Below are 13,141 nucleotides of genomic sequence, written 5' to 3'. Positions count from 1 at the left end.
CGTGCGCCTGTACCTGACCATCAGGGGCCTGCAACCGAATCGTGACCTTCGCGACCCGGCGCGACTGTTGACACCTCTGTGAGCCACACCATAGATTTGCCGTAATCTGAATCACCTTTCAGGTTGGGGGACCTGACCATCAGGTTCAGACAGTTCCAGAGTTACTCCTCAAGAGATTTTTCAACGAAAGGCATCGGAGTGAAGGCAACGAAGAAGTTCCTGATGGCCGCGGCGCTGGTCACCGGACTGACCGTGAGCGCGTGCGCGCCGTCCGCCGGCGGCGACACCGCCGGCGCGGCCGGCGAGGAAGGCAAGGCCCCCGAGAGCATCAACGTGGGCATCGTCTATTCCGAGTCCGGCCCGCTGGCCGCCTACGGCGCGGCCTACTACCAGGGTCTCCAGGCAGGCATCGACTACGCCACCGAGGGCACCGGCGAGGTCAACGGCACCAAGCTCAACCTGACCTACCACGACGACGGCGGTGACCCCGACAAGGCGGTCAACGTCGCCAAGGACCTGATCGGCAAGGACTACAAGATCCTGGCCGGCACCGTGGTGTCCGGCATCGCGCTGAAGCTCGCGGAGCAGGCCGCGCAGAATAAGGTGCTCTACATCTCCGGCCCCGCCGCCACGGACGCGCTGCAGGGCATTAACGACTACACCTTCCGCTCCGGCCGCCAGAGCCTGCAGGATGTAGCAACCGCGGGCACCTTCGTGGACGACCTCAAGGGCAAGAAGGTCGTGGTGTTCGGCCAGGACAACGCGTTCGGCCAGGGCAACCTCGCCGCCGTCGAAGCAGTCCTCGGCGAGCAGGGCGCCGAAGTCGATGACGTGCTGGTACCCGAAGACGCCACCGAGTTCACGCCGTTCGCCCGCCAACTGATCGACGCCAAGCCGGATCTGGTCTTCGTGGCCTGGGCCGGCGCAACGTCGGGATCCATGTGGCAGGCACTGAGCCAGCAGGGCGCGTTCGACGCCGCCCCGATCGTGACCGGCCTGGGCGACGCCGCGACCTTCGGGGCCTACGGCAAGGCCTCGGACAAGATCAGCTTCCTGAACCACTACTTCCCGGGAGCAGCCGGCAACGACGTGGAGAAGGCCATGATCGAAAGCGTTGAGGCAGAAGGCAAGAAGGCCGACCTCTTCACCCCAGACGGCTTCGTCGCCGGCCAGATGATCGTGCAGGCGGTCAAGGAGGGCGGCAACGACGTCGACGCTATGGTCGAGGCGCTGGAGGGTTACAGCTTCGAAGGGCCCAAGGGCGAGACGACCATCCGTGCCTCCGACCACGCGCTGCTGCAGGAGATGTACCAGGCCAAGCTCGTGGAGAAGGACGGCGAGTGGGTGCCTGAGCTGATCAAGGCCATTCCGGCCGACACGGTGGCTCCGCCGGAAGCAAAGTAACCGCAGCACAACCACAGGCAGGCCCGCACTGCTGCAGTACCGGGGCGCCGCCGACCTAACCGGCGGCGGTGCCCCGGCCCGCGGACAGGGTCCTCGACCGGACAGAAAGTGACATGATGACCTCCCCAGCTCAGCCCGCGCTCACGGTGCAGGGCCTCGGCCTGCAGATCGGCGGCGCCCGCATCCTCGAGGATGTCGGATTCTCCGTTGCGACCGGAGAGATGGTCGGCGTGATCGGACCGAACGGTGCCGGCAAGACCACCCTGTTCAACCTCATCTCCGGCGTCCTAAAGCCGACGGCCGGTTCCATCACGCTCGACGGCAAGGACGTCACGTCGGCCTCGATCCACAGCCGCGCCCGCGCCGGCCTGGGCCGAACATTCCAGACCTCCAGCCTGTTCCCGCGGCTCAGCGTGCTGGAAAACGTCCGGCTCGCGGCCCAGGCAGCGCTCGGCGGAAGCGTCACGGTCTTCCGGTTCCCCTCGCGGACGGATTCCGCGACCGCCGCCGCGAAGCAGAACGTGGCCGAGGTCGGGCTGGAGGACAAGCTGCACACCGCAGCCGGAGACCTCGCCCACGGCGACAAGCGCAAGGTGGAGATCGCCATGCTCCTGGCCGGCAACCCCTCGGTCATCCTGCTCGACGAACCGATGGCCGGCGTGGCCTCCGGCGACGTGCCGGGGCTGAGCGCGATCATCCGCCGGATGCACCGCGACCGCGGCTGCACCGTGATGATGGTCGAGCACCACATGGACGTGGTCCTCGGGCTGGTCGACCGCGTGGCGGTCATGCACCACGGCAAGCTGCTGGCCATCGACACCCCGGACGCGGTGATGGCCAATCCCACCGTCCAGAGCGCCTACCTGGGAGAACCCGTATGAGTCAGCACCCGGAAAGCCGCGCGGCCGCGCCGCAGGACGCTGCTACGCCCACCGCGACGACCACCACCGCCACGGCCGCAGCCACGTCGCAGGCCGCGGCACGGCCGGACCGCCACACCCGCCCGGTCCTGGAGGTGGCGGGGCTCAGCGCGCACATCGCCGGCCAGCAGGTGGTGGAGAACGTCAGCTTCTCCGTGCCGGCCACCGGCATCACCGCCCTGCTGGGCCGCAACGGCGTAGGCAAGACCAGCACCATCAAGGCAATCATCGGCCTGATCTCCCGCAGCGGCAGCGTGACGCTGGACGGCACGCGGATCGACAAGGAAGCGACCTACAAGATCATCCGCCGCGGCGTGGGCTACGTCCCCGAGGACCGGGAGGTCTTCTCCAAGCTGACCGTGGCGGAGAACCTGCGGCTGGCCGAACGGGACGCCTCCCCGCGTCGGCAGCTGGTGGAGGAACTCTTTCCCGACCTGCTCAAGCGCGCCGCGCAGATGGCCGGGACACTCTCCGGCGGGCAGCAGCAGATGGTCTCGCTGGCGCGTGCGCTGCTGAATGAGAACAAGCTGCTGCTGATCGACGAGCCGACCAAGGGCCTGGCGCCCAAGATCGTGCAGGAAGTCTCCGAGACGCTGGAGCGGGCCGCCGCAACGGTGCCGATCCTGCTGGTGGAGCAGAACCTGCAGGTGGTCCGCCAGCTGGCCGCCGGCGCGGTGGTGCTGTCCGGCGGGCGGGTGGTCCACACCACCGACAGCGCGCTGGACTTCCTGGACAACGAAGACCTGACCCAGCGGCTGCTGGGCGTCCACGCCGAAGGCGGGCACGACGACGAGGCCGGCCCCGCCGCCGGCGCGCACGGCCGGGACACGGCCCCCGCCGCCGTATCCCTTTCCGAGACCGGCACCGACCCGAACGGGGTGCACAAGTGAGTACCATCGTCCTGCTGACCGTCACCGGCCTGGGCCTGGGCGCGCTCTACTTCCTGGTGGCCTCCGGGCTGAGCCTGATCTACGGGCTGATGGGCGTGCTGAACTTCGCGCACGGCTCCTTCCTGACCCTGGGCGCGTTCGCCGGCTGGGAAGTGGCCCGCCGCGCCGGCGCCGACAACTGGTGGACCTTCCTCGGCTCGCTCCTGGTGGGCGCCGTCGTGGGGGCCCTGTTCGCCGCCTTCACCGAGTTCGTGCTTATCCGCAAGCTGTACGAGCGGCACATCGAACAGGTCCTGGTCACCGTGGGCCTCTCGCTGGCATCGGTCGCGCTGTTCGACGGGATCTGGGGCACCGACCCGGTCTACATCTCCGGACCCGAATGGTTCAGCCAGACCACCAGAATCCTCGGCGCCGACATCGCGAACGACCGCTTCGTGGCCATCATCGCGGCGGTGTTCGTGCTGCTGGGCCTGGTGTTCTTCCTCAAGCGCACCCGCTACGGCATGATCATCCGCGCCGGCGTGGAAAGCCGCTCCATGGTCACCGCGCTGGGCATCGACGTCCGCAAGGCGTTCACGCTGGTCTTCGCCATCGGCGGCGCCGCGGCCGGCCTGGGCGGGGTGCTGGCCAGCCACTACTTCGGCTACGTCTCGCCGCTGCTGGGCGGATCGCTGCTGATCTTCGCCTTCATCGTCACCGTGATCGGCGGTTTGGGCTCGCTCACCGGCGCGGCCATCGCCTCGGTGGTGGTGGCGCTGCTGCAGCAGTTCGCGAACTTCTACCTCAACGGCACCGGGGATTTCGTCGTCGTCGTGGCCCTGGCCCTTGTCCTGCTCTTCCGGCCCTCCGGCCTGCTCGGGAGGAAATCATGACCACCAGCAAGACCGACCCGCAGTCGGACGCGCAGCCGAATCCTGCCGCCGCAACCGCCGGGCACGCCGAGACCCCGGGCGCCGGAGACAGGACGCCGCGGCGCGGACGGAAGGGCAGGAACGACGGCGGGGCTGCCGCCGGCGGGGTCCGCGGGCTGCTCAAGTGGGCCGCCGGGGGAGCGGCCGTGGTGCTGCTGGCCCTGCTGCCGCTGCTGAACCTGTCCCTGCCGGGCGTGCTGCCCGGGCCCACCTACACCCCGGGTTCGCTGCAGCTGATCGCCATGTGCATGCTGATGGCCGCCGCGGCGCTCAGCTACCACCTGCTGCTCGGCGTCACCGGCCTGCTGTCCTTCGGCCATGCGCTGTACTTCGGCGCCGGGGTCTACGGGCTCGGCGTCATCCTGGACACGTTCGACATCCCGTTGCTGCCGGCCATGGGCCTGACGTTGCTGCTGGTCATCGTGCTGGCCCACGTGGTCGGAGCGGTCGGCCTGCGCGTGACGGGCATCCCGTTCGCCATGGTCACCCTGGCCTTCGCGGAGGCCGGCCACGTGCTGGTGGGCCGCAACCCGGGCCAGGTCACCGGCGGCGAAGAGGGCCTGACCCTGGCCACGGAGAACCTGCCCGAGGCCCTGCTGGGCGTGGCCAACACCCGCAACCTGTACTGGCTGGCGCTGATCGTGCTGCTGGTGGTCTTCGCCGTCGTCAGCTGGGTGCAGTTCAGCCGCGCCGGCCACGTGGCCGCGGCGGTGCGCGAGAACGAGCTGCGCGTCCGGGTCATCGGGCTGCAGCCCTACCTGGTCAAGCTGCTGGTGTTCGTGGTCGGCGGGGTGCTGGCCTCGGCGGTCGGCATGGTCTACCTGCTGCTGCAGTCCGGTGCCGTCCCGCGCAGCCTCTCGGCCGACTTCACCATCACCCTGCTGGTCATGGTGGTGCTCGGCGGCGTGGGCTCGCGCTGGGGAGCGGTCATCGGCGGCGTCTTCTACACGCTGCTGGACCAGCGGCTGACGGCGCTGGCGCAGTCGGAGGCCATCGCCAACCTGCCGGACATCCTGCGGATCCCGCTCTCGGAGCCGCTGTTCATCCTCGGTACACTGTTCATCCTGGTGGTCCTGTTCCTGCCCGGCGGCATCACCGGCGCGGTGCAGCGGGCCACCCTCAGCCGCGGCCAGCGCCGCCAGGCAGCCGCCCGGCAGCGCGACATCCTGGAGAAAGCCGAGTGAACCTGCAGCCCCATCCGCCCGCCGGCGGCCTCCATACCCTCGGCCGCTGGACCGCCGACCGCGCGGTGTCCACCCCCGACCGGGTGGCGATCGACGACCGCGGGGTCAGCCTGCGCTATCGCGACCTCGATGCCCGGGCCGTCGCCCTGGCCGCGGGCCTTCGCGCCGCCGGCTACGGGGTGGGGGACCGGATCGCCACGCTGACCGGCAACTCCGCCGACCACGTGGTGCTGTTCTTCGCCTGCGCCAAGGCCGGCCTGGTGCTGGTCCCGCTGTCCTGGCGGCTGTCGCCCGGGGAGATCGCCGAGCAGCTGCAGCTGGCGGACCCGGCGCTGCTGCTGGTGGAGGATGAATTCGACGCGTTGGCCGCCGCGGCCGCCACGATGCTCCCGCTGCCGCCGCGCACGGCCGCGCTGGGGCCCTCCGGGGTGGAGCGGCACGTGCCCGGCCCCACCCGCCGGCTGGACAGCAGCGGGGCGCCCGTGCAGCGGGACGTGCGCGACGACGATGCCCTCCTGATGATCTTCACCTCCGGCACCGAGGGGCCGAGCAAGGCCGCCATCCTCACCCACGCCAACTGCTTCTGGACCAACCTCTCGCTGTCGCGGACCATGGAGCTCTCCAGCTCCGACGTGGTGCTGGCCGCGCTGCCGCAGTTCCATGTGGGCGGCTGGAACATCCAGCCGCTGCTGGCCTGGTGGACCGGCGCCACGGTGGTGCTGGAACGCACGTTCGACGCCGGCCGGATGCTGCAGCTGATCGCCGAACGCAGGGTCACCACCATGATGGGCGTCCCCACCCAGTACGCCCTGCTGGCCGAGCACCCCGGCTTCGCGTCCGCCGACCTGTCCAGCCTGCAGCACGCGATCGTCGGCGGCGCGTCGATGCCCGCGCCGCTGCTGCGGATCTGGCACAAGCGGGGAGTGGCCCTGAGCCAGGGCTACGGTTTGACCGAGGCCTCGCCCAACGTGCTCTGCCTGCCCAACGAAGACGCGGCCTCCATGATCGGCTACGCGGGCAAGCCCTACCCGCACGTCAGCGTGGCGGTGGCGGACCCGGCCACCGGCGGGATCCTCGACGGCGCGGCCACCGGTGAGCTGCTGGTCTCGGGACCGGGCGTGTTCGCCGGCTACTTCCGGAACCCGGACGCCACCGCGGCGGCGCTCGCCGGCGGCTGGCTGCGCACCGGCGACCTGGTCGAACGCACCGCGGACGGCTTCTTCCGGATCGTGGACCGGATCAAGGACCTCTACATCTCCGGCGGCGAAAACGTGGCCCCGGCCCAGGTGGAGCAGGTCCTGCTCTCGCATCCCGCGGTGGCCGAGGCCGCCGTCGTCGGGGTTCCCGACGAACGCTGGGGCGAGACCGGGCTGGCCTACGTGGTGGTCCGGCCGGGCCGGATCACCGACGCCGAGGAACTGGCGGAGCACTGCCGGGCGCAGCTGGCCGCCTTCAAGGTCCCCGGCCGCTTCGCCTTCGTGCCGGCGCTGCCGCGCACCGCACTGAACAAGGTGGTTCGGGGGAGGCTGCGGGAGGCCGCCGTCCGCCCCGGCCGCCACCCGCTGACCGCAGGATCGGAGCAGGAATCATGAGCGCTGCACCACGCACCGCCCGGGGCACTCGGACGCGGGCCAAGTTGCTGGAGGCGGCCGAAGCGGTGTTTGCGTCGGTGGGCTACCACGAGGCCTCGATCGTCAAGATCACCGAGCAGGCCGACGTCGGGCTGGGCACCTTCTACCTCTACTTCGAGGGCAAGCAGGCCGTCTTCGACGAGGTCGTCGAGGACCTCAACCGGCGGGTGCGCCACGCGATGACCGAGGCGGCGAAGTCGGCGGAGAACCGGCTGGAGGCCGAGCGGGCCGGGTTCAAGGCGTTCTTCCGCTTCACCGCCGAACACCCCGCGCTCTACCGGATCATCCGGCAGGCGGAGTTCGTGTCGCCCGGCGCCCTGCGGATGCACTACACGCGCATTGTCAACGGCTACATTGAGGGACTGAAGGCGGCGCAGGCCACCGGCGAGGTCCGTCCGATGGACCCGAACGTCGCGGCGTGGGCGCTGATGGGCATCGGCGAACTGATCGGCATGCGCTGGGTGCTTTGGGAGGACGACGACGGTGCGCAGCCCGTCCCGCGGGAAGTGCCCGACCACGTATTCGAAGAGATGATGCAGTTCATTGAGCGGGCGCTGGCGCCCGGACAGCAGACGACGGAAGGACCCACCCATGGCTGAGAAGACTCTGACGGGCCGCAGCGCCATGGTGACCGGCGGGGCCAGCGGCATCGGCGAGGCCTGCGCGCGGGCCCTGGCCGAACGCGGCGCGAAGGTCACCGTGGCCGACCTGGACGGCGCGGCCGCCGAACGGGTGGCGCAGGAGATCGGCGGGGTCCCGTGGCAGGTGGACCTCAGCGACACCCGGGCGCTGGAAACGGCGGCGGTGGACACCGACATCCTGGTCAACAATGCCGGGATACAGCGGATCAACCCCATCGAGGAGTTCGACCCGGAGGCCTTCCGGCTGATGCTTCGCCTGATGCTCGAATCCCCGTTCCTGCTGATCCGCGCGGCGCTGCCGGGCATGTACCAGCGCGGTTTCGGCCGGATCATCAACGTCTCTTCCGTCCACGGGCTGCGGGCGTCCGCCTACAAATCCGCGTACGTCTCCGCCAAGCACGGGCTGGAGGGCCTCTCAAAGGTCACCGCGCTGGAGGGCGGCGCGCACGGCGTGACCAGCAACTGCATCAATCCCGGCTACGTGAAGACGCCGCTGGTCGAGAAGCAGATTGCCGACCAGGCCCGGATGCACCAGCTGCCGCCGGAAGAAGTGGTCGCGAAGGTGATGCTCACCGAGAGCGCCGTCAAGCGCCTGGTCGAGCCGCACGAGGTGGCTTCGCTGGTGTGCTGGCTCGCGGGGCCCGACGCCGGCATGGTCACCGGCGCCTCCTACACGATGGACGGCGGATGGTCCAGCCGATGAGCGCCGAACCCGCAGCCCTGCCCTACGCCGCCCTGGACGTGCCGGTCCGCGGCGGCACCCTGCGCACCGGCGTGTGGGGACCCCGGGACGCCGAGGCGCCGGCCATCCTGGCCGTGCACGGCGTGACCGCCTCCCACCGCACGTGGGGCCTGCTGGCGCAGGAGCTCGACGGCGTGCGGGTGATCGCCCCGGATCTGCGCGGGCGCGGCCGCAGCAACGGGCTGCCCGGCCCGTTCGGCATGGCCGCGCACGCCGACGACCTCGCGGAGGTGCTCGCGGCGCACGGCGTGGGCCGGGCCGTCGTCGTCGGCCATTCCATGGGGGCGTTCGCCTCCGTGGTGCTGGCCCGGCGCCACCCGCGGCTGGTGGAGTCCCTGGTGCTCGTCGACGGCGGCCTGCCGCTGCAGGTGCCGGCCGGGCTCAGCGACGAGGAGGTCATCCAGTCGGTGCTCGGCCCGGCCGCCGAACGGCTGGCCGCGACGTTCCCCACCCGGGAGGCGTATCGGGACTTCTGGCGGGTGCACCCGGCGTTCGCCGAGCATTGGAACGCGCTGGTGGAGGACTACGTGGACTACGACCTCGCCGGTGAACCGCCGCTGTTGCGGCCGGCGACGAATTACGAGGCGATGGCCCGCGACACCGCCGACCTGAACAGCGGCGCCGTCCTGATGGAAGCGCTGGAATCACTCGCTGTTCCGGCGGTGCTGCTGCGGGCCCCGCGCGGCCTGCTGAACGAAGACGCGGGCCTGTACACGCCCGGATACGTGGCCGGCTGGGCGCGCCGGCTGCCGGCGCTGCGGGTGCGCGAGGTCGCCGGAACCAACCACTACACCATCGTCATGGACCGCCCGGGCGCGGCGGCGGTGGCCGATGCGGTGCGCGACGCCATGGCCGGCCGGGCGGCGGGATGGGCCGCGGGCCAGGGGCCGGTGCGGTGAAACGACACACCGAACAAGCTGCAGGATAAACTCAAGACTGCGTGCCTATAGTCGAGAGGCTGAGGTTTCTTCCCCCAAGCACAAGCCCTCGTCCTCGGCCTGAGGCACAAAGTAGTCATGATTCGATTCGATAACGTCACGAAGATCTACGACCAGAACTCTCGTCCGGCCCTGGACAAGATCAGTCTGGAGATCGACCGCGGCGACTTCGCGTTCCTGGTCGGCTCGTCCGGGTCCGGAAAATCCACGTTCATCCGCCTGGTTTTGAAAGAAGACCGCGCCACCCGCGGCTCGGTCTACGTCGCCGGCCAGAACGTGGCCAACATTCCCAGCTGGCGCGTGCCCAAACTGCGCCGCGGCATCGGCGTGGTGTTCCAGGATTTCCGGCTGCTGCCCAACAAGACAGTCTTCGCCAACGTGGCGTTCGCCATGCAGGTGATCGGGCGCAGCCGGGCGGTGATCCGCGAGACGGTGCCCGAAGTGCTCAAGACCGTGGGCCTGGAGGGCAAAGACCACCGCATGCCGCACGAGCTCTCCGGTGGCGAGCAGCAGCGCGTCGCCATCGCACGCGCCGTCGTGAACAAGCCCGGGATCCTACTGGCCGACGAACCCACCGGCAACCTGGATCCGACCACCTCGCTGGGGATTATGAAGGTGCTGGACCGGATCAACCAGAACGGCACCACCGTGGTGATGGCCACGCACGACAACGTGATCGTGAACGAAATGCGCAAGCGCGTAATCGAGCTGCGCGACGGCGTGCTGGTGCGCGACCAGTCCGAAGGCATCTACCTGGGCGAACCGGAGGAGGCCAAATGAGGCTGGCTTTTATCCTCGGCGAAATCGGTTCCGGCCTGCGCCGCAACCTGTCCATGGTGGTCTCCGTGGTGCTGGTGACTTTCATTTCGCTCAGCTTCGTGGGCGCGGCCGGCATGCTGCAGATGCAGATCAACCAGATGAAGGGCTACTGGTACGACAAGGTCCAGGTAGCCATCTTCCTGTGCGTCGACACCTCGACGACGGCCAGCTGCGCGGCCGGCCCCGTGACCGACGAGCAGCGTGCGGAAATCGAGGCCACGCTGACCAGTCCGGCCGTGGAACAGTACGTGGACACCTACCTGTACGAGTCGCAGGACGATGCCCTGGGCCACTTCCGCGACCAGTTCGCGAACTCCCCGATCGTGGACTCGGTGACGGCCGACCAGCTGCCGGAGTCCTTCCGCGTCTCGCTGGTGGATCCGCAGAAGTACGAGGTCATCAACGAGATCTTCTCCTCGCTGCCCGGCGTCGAAGTAGTGGTGGACCAGCGCGAGATCCTGGAAAAGGTCTTCAGCGTCATGAACATCGCCTCGCTCGTGGCGGTGGGCATCGCCGTCGTCATGATTGTCTGCGCCATCCTGCTGATCGCCACCACCATCAGGCTTTCCGCCTTCAGCCGGCGCCGGGAAACCGGCATCATGCGCCTGGTCGGTGCCTCCAAGGCCGTGATCCAGCTGCCGTTCGTGCTGGAAGGGGTGATCGCCGCCGTGCTCGGGGCGCTGCTGGCCTCGGTCACCCTGTGGGCCGTGGCGCACTTCTTCATCGGCGGCTGGCTGGCCAGCCAATACCCCGACACGGCCTTCATTTCCTCCAGCACCATGCTGGTGATCGGTCCCGCGCTGGTGCTGCTGGGCGCCGTCCTGGCCGGAATATCGTCCCTTTTGACCCTGCGCCGCTACCTTAAGGTCTAGACTCATGAAACGTGCACAGAACTTGACATTGGGGAGCCAGGCTGTGAGCCGTACTAAGCCGCGGAAGAAATGCCTTCCGCAAGGGATTTTGAGTGCCGCCATGGCCGCCCTGCTCGCGTTCTCGCTGGGCTCCGCCGGCCCCGCCCAGGCAGACGACCTCGACGACCGCAAGGCCGCCCTCGACCAGGAAATCCAGCAGATCGAATCGTCGCTGGAGTTCCTCAACGCCGACATCGTCGAGGCGGTCAAGGAGCTGAAGCAGCACCAGAGCCGGCTGCCGGCGGCGCAGCAAAAGCTCTCCGAGGCCGAGGGCCGGGTGGACGCCGCCGCCAACAAGGTGGCCGCACTGGCGCAGCGCGTGGACCTGGCGCTGCAGACCAAGGACAAGATCAACCAGCAACTGGCCAGCGATGCCGAGGAGCTGGAGGAAACCAAGAAGGTCATCGGCCAGATTGCCACCCAGGCCTACAAGCAGGGCGGGGTGCCGTCCAACCTCTCGCTGTTCTTCGGTTCCGACGGCGACGCCAACCTGGCCAGCACCATCGACCTGGCAGACCAGGCGCTGCGCAGCCAAAACGCGGCACTGGACAAGCTGGCCCAGCAGAACGCGACGAATGTGAACTCCCGGGCGCGGCTGGAAGCCGTGGAGGAGGAAATCCGGGACCTGAAGGCGCAGGCCGAGGAGGCGCTGGCGGCCGAACAAGTCGCCCGCGACGAGGCGGCCGCCGAAAAGCAGAAGGTCGACCAGCTGATCGCCGAGACCTCGGCGCTGTCGGACAGCCTGCAGGCCAAGAAGCCGCAGATCGAGCAGGAGCTCGCCAAGACCGAGCAGGCCCAGAACCAGGTGCTCTCGCAGATCAAGGAACGGCAGGAACGGCTGCGCCGCGAGGCGGCGGAGAAGGCCCGGCGCGAGGCCGAGGAGCGGCGCAAGGCCCAGGAAGCCTGGGAGCGGGAACAGGCCCGGATCAAGGCGGCACAGCAGGCCGCGCGCAACAGCGGCCAGCCGGTGCCGCAGCTGGTCCCAAGGGTGCCGCCGCCCCCGCCGGCCAGCCAGGCGCCGTCGTCCTTTGGCTTGATCAACCCGGTGAACGGGCCCATCACGTCCGGCTACGGCTGGCGGCCCACTCCGGCGGGCACAATGGACTTCTACGGCACCGGCGGCTACATGCACAGCGGGATCGACTACGGTTCCGCCTGCGGCACGCCGATCTACGCGCCGGCGGCGGGCACCGTGGCCCGCGCGGACAGCACGGTCTGGGGCGGCGGCAACAGCGTGACGATGAGCCACGGCGTGGTCGGCGGCAACGCGCTGGACACCAACTTCTACCACATGACCCGCTACGTGGTGTACGCCGGCCAGAGCGTCGGCCGCGGCCAGCTGATCGGCTATGTGGGCAGCACCGGCAACTCCACCGGCTGCCACCTGCACTTCGAAACCATCGTCAATGGCAGCTTCGTCAATCCGATGAACCTGCTCTAGGTTTCGGCGGCGGCACCCGGGGCTGCGGCTTATCCGGCCGTGACGCCGCTGCGGCTTATGCGGCGGTAACACCGCGGCGGCGCTCCTGCCGTGGCGCCGCTATAATGGAACGTTCCGACGACGAAGGAGTACCCCGTGCCCAGAGAAAGTGGCCGAAAGGTAGTGGCCACCAATCGAAAGGCCCGGCACGACTACCACATCATGGACACCTACGAGGCCGGCATGGTCTTGATGGGGACCGAGGTGAAGTCTCTGCGCGAGGGCCGTGCTTCGCTGGTGGACGGCTTCGCCATCTTCTATAACGATGAGCTGTACCTGGAATCCGTCTACATCCCGGAATACCTCAACGGCAGTTGGACCAACCATGCCGCCCGGCGCCGGCGGAAGCTCTTGCTGCACCGGGCCGAGCTGGAAAAGATTTCCCGCCAGACCAGGGAGTCGGGCTACACGATTGTTCCGCTGCAGCTGTACTTCAACGACGGCCTGGCCAAGGTGGAGATCGGCGTGGGCCGCGGCAAAAAGGACTACGACAAGCGCCAGACGCTGCGCGAGAAGCAGGACAACCGCGAGGCCCTGCGCGCGATGCGGGAAAAGAACCGCGGGGCCTGAGCAGCTGCTTCACCGCTGCCGCCCCGCCATGCCGCGGGCGGGAGACGCCCTGTTCCTTCCGCGGCCGCCCGCCATGCCGCCGGCCGGAGAGCCCTGTGTG

13 protein-coding genes are annotated in these 13,141 nt (G+C 69.1%); all 13 read left to right on the top strand.

Features of this window, described 5'->3' with window-relative positions; genetic code table 11:
• Window positions 1-198 precede the first annotated feature (198 nt).
• The 13 genes from AC5RVV_RS04500 to smpB all read left to right on the top strand — a co-directional run bounded on the left by AC5RVV_RS04500 (window position 199) and on the right by smpB (window position 13,041).
• Complete coding sequence (locus AC5RVV_RS04500; RefSeq protein WP_494000188.1) at window positions 199-1,404, top strand: substrate-binding domain-containing protein; 1,206 nt, start codon at window positions 199-201, stop codon at window positions 1,402-1,404.
• A 116-nt stretch (window positions 1,405-1,520) separates the two neighbouring features.
• Window positions 1,521-2,285: an ABC transporter ATP-binding protein gene (locus AC5RVV_RS04495; protein ID WP_494000187.1), complete on the top strand. Its 765-nt coding sequence runs from the start codon at window positions 1,521-1,523 to the stop codon at window positions 2,283-2,285.
• Window positions 2,286-2,413: 128 nt separating this feature from the next.
• Window positions 2,414-3,214: an ABC transporter ATP-binding protein gene (locus tag AC5RVV_RS04490; RefSeq protein WP_494001278.1), complete on the top strand. Its 801-nt coding sequence runs from the start codon at window positions 2,414-2,416 to the stop codon at window positions 3,212-3,214.
• Window positions 3,211-4,086: a branched-chain amino acid ABC transporter permease gene (locus AC5RVV_RS04485; RefSeq protein ID WP_494000186.1), complete on the top strand. Its 876-nt coding sequence runs from the start codon at window positions 3,211-3,213 to the stop codon at window positions 4,084-4,086. Before AC5RVV_RS04490 ends, AC5RVV_RS04485 begins: the two co-directional genes overlap by 4 nt.
• On the top strand, window positions 4,083-5,309 hold the full coding sequence (locus AC5RVV_RS04480) for a branched-chain amino acid ABC transporter permease (protein ID WP_494000185.1): 1,227 nt from the start codon (window positions 4,083-4,085) through the stop codon (window positions 5,307-5,309). The genes AC5RVV_RS04485 and AC5RVV_RS04480 overlap by 4 nt, the downstream gene beginning before the upstream one ends.
• The gene (locus AC5RVV_RS04475; protein WP_494000184.1) at window positions 5,306-6,901 is read left to right on the top strand and encodes a class I adenylate-forming enzyme family protein; all 1,596 of its coding nucleotides are present in this window, start codon (window positions 5,306-5,308) and stop codon (window positions 6,899-6,901) included. Before AC5RVV_RS04480 ends, AC5RVV_RS04475 begins: the two co-directional genes overlap by 4 nt.
• Complete coding sequence (locus AC5RVV_RS04470) at window positions 6,898-7,539, top strand: TetR/AcrR family transcriptional regulator (protein ID WP_493979076.1); 642 nt, start codon at window positions 6,898-6,900, stop codon at window positions 7,537-7,539. Before AC5RVV_RS04475 ends, AC5RVV_RS04470 begins: the two co-directional genes overlap by 4 nt.
• Window positions 7,532-8,284 carry a 3-hydroxybutyrate dehydrogenase gene (locus AC5RVV_RS04465; protein WP_494000183.1) on the top strand — a complete coding sequence of 251 codons (753 nt, stop codon included), beginning with the start codon at window positions 7,532-7,534 and terminating at the stop codon, window positions 8,282-8,284. The genes AC5RVV_RS04470 and AC5RVV_RS04465 overlap by 8 nt, the downstream gene beginning before the upstream one ends.
• Window positions 8,281-9,222, top strand: a complete 942-nt coding sequence (locus tag AC5RVV_RS04460; protein ID WP_494000182.1) for an alpha/beta fold hydrolase — start codon at window positions 8,281-8,283, stop codon at window positions 9,220-9,222. Before AC5RVV_RS04465 ends, AC5RVV_RS04460 begins: the two co-directional genes overlap by 4 nt.
• A 117-nt stretch (window positions 9,223-9,339) precedes the next feature.
• Entirely contained in the window at window positions 9,340-10,041 is a 702-nt protein-coding gene (ftsE, locus tag AC5RVV_RS04455; protein ID WP_493979073.1) for a cell division ATP-binding protein FtsE, read from the top strand.
• A complete protein-coding gene (ftsX, locus tag AC5RVV_RS04450) occupies window positions 10,038-10,952 on the top strand; it encodes a permease-like cell division protein FtsX (protein WP_493979072.1) in 915 nt (304 codons plus the stop codon). The genes ftsE and ftsX overlap by 4 nt, the downstream gene beginning before the upstream one ends.
• 100 nt (window positions 10,953-11,052) lie before the next feature.
• On the top strand, window positions 11,053-12,432 hold the full coding sequence (locus AC5RVV_RS04445) for a peptidoglycan DD-metalloendopeptidase family protein (protein ID WP_494000181.1): 1,380 nt from the start codon (window positions 11,053-11,055) through the stop codon (window positions 12,430-12,432).
• 135 nt (window positions 12,433-12,567) lie between these two features.
• Entirely contained in the window at window positions 12,568-13,041 is a 474-nt protein-coding gene (smpB, locus tag AC5RVV_RS04440) for an SsrA-binding protein SmpB (RefSeq protein WP_494000180.1), read from the top strand.
• Window positions 13,042-13,141 lie beyond the last annotated feature (100 nt).

Source organism: Arthrobacter sp. MDT2-34-1 (assembly GCF_059091365.1).
This window is presented reverse-complemented; position numbering and strand designations above follow the sequence as displayed.

Bases quoted from the DNA above. Each gene is read 5' to 3' on its own strand.
- ftsX (WP_493979072.1), top strand. From the start codon at position 10,038: ATGAGGCTGGCTTTTATCCTCGGCGAAATCGGTTCCGGCCTGCGCCGC.
- AC5RVV_RS04495 (WP_494000187.1), top strand. From the start codon at position 1,521: ATGACCTCCCCAGCTCAGCCCGCGCTCACGGTGCAGGGCCTCGGCCTG.
- AC5RVV_RS04480 (WP_494000185.1), top strand. From the start codon at position 4,083: ATGACCACCAGCAAGACCGACCCGCAGTCGGACGCGCAGCCGAATCCT.
- AC5RVV_RS04445 (WP_494000181.1), top strand. From the start codon at position 11,053: ATGGCCGCCCTGCTCGCGTTCTCGCTGGGCTCCGCCGGCCCCGCCCAG.
- AC5RVV_RS04470 (WP_493979076.1), top strand. From the start codon at position 6,898: ATGAGCGCTGCACCACGCACCGCCCGGGGCACTCGGACGCGGGCCAAG.
- AC5RVV_RS04465 (WP_494000183.1), top strand. From the start codon at position 7,532: ATGGCTGAGAAGACTCTGACGGGCCGCAGCGCCATGGTGACCGGCGGG.
- ftsE (WP_493979073.1), top strand. From the start codon at position 9,340: ATGATTCGATTCGATAACGTCACGAAGATCTACGACCAGAACTCTCGT.
- AC5RVV_RS04460 (WP_494000182.1), top strand. From the start codon at position 8,281: ATGAGCGCCGAACCCGCAGCCCTGCCCTACGCCGCCCTGGACGTGCCG.